The sequence below is a fragment of the Albidovulum sp. genome (assembly GCF_049646345.1).
GTDB lineage: Bacteria > Pseudomonadota > Alphaproteobacteria > Rhodobacterales > Rhodobacteraceae > Albidovulum.
On sequence record NZ_JBARVQ010000133.1, the window covers coordinates 1 to 2,567 of the forward strand.

Consider the following 2,567-nt stretch of genomic DNA (forward strand, 5'->3'; position numbering starts at 1 on the left):
GACCCATGGCGACCGAACGCACGCTCTCGATCATCAAACCCGATGCGACCAACCGCAACCTGACCGGCAAGATCAATGCCAAGTTTGAAGATGCGGGTCTGCGCATTGTCGCGCAAAAGCGCATCAAGCTTTCCATGGAACAGGCCGGCAAGTTCTACGAAGTGCACAAGGACCGCCCGTTCTACGGCGAACTTTGTGAATTCATGGCGTCGGCTCCGGTTGTCGTCCAGGTGCTGGAAGGCGAGAGTGCCATTGCCAAGAACCGCGAAGTGATGGGGGCCACCAACCCGGCCAATGCCGATGCCGGAACGATCCGCAAGGAATTCGCGCTTTCGGTCGGTGAAAACTCGGTCCACGGCTCGGATGCGCCGGAAACTGCCGCGCAGGAAATCGCCTTCTTCTTCTCGGGTCTCGAACTCGTCGGCTGATAGCAAATTTTCTGCGAAAATTTGGCGATTTTTCGGAGAAAAATCGTATCACTTCGGTCGGATCAATCCGATCTCGTCAAGGACCGCTTCCAGCCGGGAGTGGTCCTTTTGAGTCTCCGGGAGAACTGACGACTTCAGCGCGTCGAACTTTGTCCGCAGCGCGGCCTTTTCTTCCCCCCGGCAATCGTTCCAGGGTCGTCCCTGCAATCCCATGACGAGGACATAGTATCCGATAAAGTGGGGCCTTGTGCCGGACTGCAAGAGCCGAAGATAGGCCGCATCCGCACCCATCGCGCGGATCTCCTCGGCCGACTGTATGCCCGCCCGGGCAAAGGCCGCCCCCGAGGCGGGGCCGAGATTGGGAATCGTAGTTACGGGTGTCGGCATGGGGCCCCTCCATCGGAGCCCCGAGGTTAATTCCTGCCGCGACCCGGCGAAAGCCTCAGATCGAGGCCCAGTCGCTGAAATGCATGGCGCGCATCTGCTCGGCCGGCGTTTCAGCAATCTCGGACGAGACCGTCCGGCGCTTTTCGGCGCGTTCGGACTCACCTTGTTGCTGCTGCTGGCGCGGGGCGTTTCCACTCGCATCCATCTGCTTGGGCATATCCATTCGTCTCTTCCTTCCCCCGTGATCGATCAGATCACATTAACCATGCCTCTAGGGCCATCACTCACACATGTCGGTGGCAATCGCGCGGCGCAAATATGGCCGTGTTTCCCCACCGTCAATAGATTCTCCTACGAGATGACACTTTCGCCAAGCCGCAGCGCGGCAATCCGCCTGTTCCCGAGTCAAATTCGCAACAGTTTTGGCCTGTTAGCGCCAGACAAGGCGCGCTTTTGAAACAATATTGCGCGACGAAATATTATTGCGTGCAACCATAGGGTGAGCGCGCGCCCGTAAAAGCCGCAGTACACAATGGTGCACGACTCAGTCGCGGAAATGTGCGGCGAAGGGTTCGGGCAGGTCGAACTCATCAAGCGCGCGGGCGCGAGCCCCGGCCGACATCTTGCGCGCGGTCTTGGCGACGATCTTTTCCAGAGCTGCGGGATCGCGGCCTTCGGCGAAGGGCTGGAAGTACCAGCGCAGGAAGGTAAAGCAGATCACGTCTTCCAGTGCCTGAACCTCTGGATCGCGTTTGATGCCTTCCTTGCGCAACATCGCGCCGACCTTCGCGACGCTGTCGTCGCCGTAGCCCGCAGCGGCCATGATTTCACCCACACGGGTGGCATGAAACGCGCCAAGCTCTCGGCGCCAGGTCAGATAGCCTTCACGACCCTCGGGATAGGCGCTGCGCGGAGAGGTCCAGCGTTCGATATGCTGGCCGCGCGCCGCGATGCGGAGTTCCTCGGACGCATCGGGAAAGAGCCGCTCCAGCTCTGCCGTCATCCGCTCACCGTAAAGCCGCGCGGCGGGTGTGCCCTCGCTCACGTCGGGGTCGGCGGAATTTGCGGCGTCGATGGCGGTGAGGGTGGTGGCAAGGCGGCTCATGTCGGTCCTTTCAGATCAGGGCTGCGGCACCGTCGCAAAGCGCCCGGGCGCGGTCAAGCCGCGCCCGTTGCCCGTTCAAAGTTCAACCTCGACCCGGCCAAGCGGACGCGAGCAGCAGGCCAGGATGTAACCAGCCTCGATGTCCTCTTCGCTGATGCCGCCGTTGTGGACCATATGAACCTGACCCGAGCGGGTCTTGACCTTGCAGGTGCCGCAGACGCCGAAATTGCAGCCCGAGGGCATATTGAGGCCCGAGGATTTGGCGATGGCCAGAACGGTGTCGGTCTCGGTGCAGTCAACTGTGACGCCGGAATTGACAAAGGCAATCTCGGCCCTGGCCTCTTCCTGAGGCACGACATCTTCGTGCACTTCGATATCCTCGGCCCGCATGACCGGGGCCTGAAACGTCTCCTGATGATAGCGCTCCATGTCGTAGCCAAGCGACAGCAGCGTTTCGCGCACCGCCTGCATGAACCCCTCGGGCCCGCAACAATAGACCTCGCGGTCAAGATAGTCGGGCGTCATCAGACCCAGCATCAGCTGGTTGAAATGGCCGCGATAGCCGGTCCAGACCTCATAGGGGTCTTCATCGGCCACGACGAAGTTCAGCCGAAGACCGCGCACCCGGCCCGCCATATATTCCAGCC

The 2,567-nt window shown here is 61.0% G+C and carries 5 protein-coding genes; 1 reads left to right on the forward strand and 4 read right to left on the reverse strand.

The window, feature by feature from the left end; all coding sequences use genetic code 11:
- Positions 1-5 precede the first annotated feature (5 nt).
- Positions 6-428, forward strand: coding sequence for a nucleoside-diphosphate kinase (gene ndk / locus WBB85_RS03320; protein WP_432637202.1), 423 nt, complete (start codon positions 6-8; stop codon positions 426-428).
- A 48-nt stretch (positions 429-476) separates the two neighbouring features.
- Here ndk and WBB85_RS03325 read toward each other — a convergent pair whose 3' ends face one another.
- The 4 genes from WBB85_RS03325 to WBB85_RS03340 form a co-directional block, all read right to left on the reverse strand.
- The gene (locus tag WBB85_RS03325) at positions 477-815 is read right to left on the reverse strand and encodes a TfoX/Sxy family DNA transformation protein (RefSeq protein ID WP_432637198.1); all 339 of its coding nucleotides are present in this window, start codon (positions 813-815) and stop codon (positions 477-479) included.
- A 55-nt stretch (positions 816-870) separates the two neighbouring features.
- Positions 871-1,038, reverse strand: a complete 168-nt coding sequence (locus WBB85_RS03330; RefSeq protein ID WP_432637199.1) for a hypothetical protein — start codon at positions 1,036-1,038, stop codon at positions 871-873.
- Between the two features lie 321 nt (positions 1,039-1,359).
- Complete coding sequence (locus WBB85_RS03335; RefSeq protein ID WP_432637200.1) at positions 1,360-1,920, reverse strand: DUF4202 domain-containing protein; 561 nt, start codon at positions 1,918-1,920, stop codon at positions 1,360-1,362.
- A 75-nt stretch (positions 1,921-1,995) separates the two neighbouring features.
- On the reverse strand, positions 1,996-2,567 hold a 572-nt coding region (locus tag WBB85_RS03340; RefSeq protein WP_432637201.1), incomplete at its 5' end, for a flavin reductase family protein.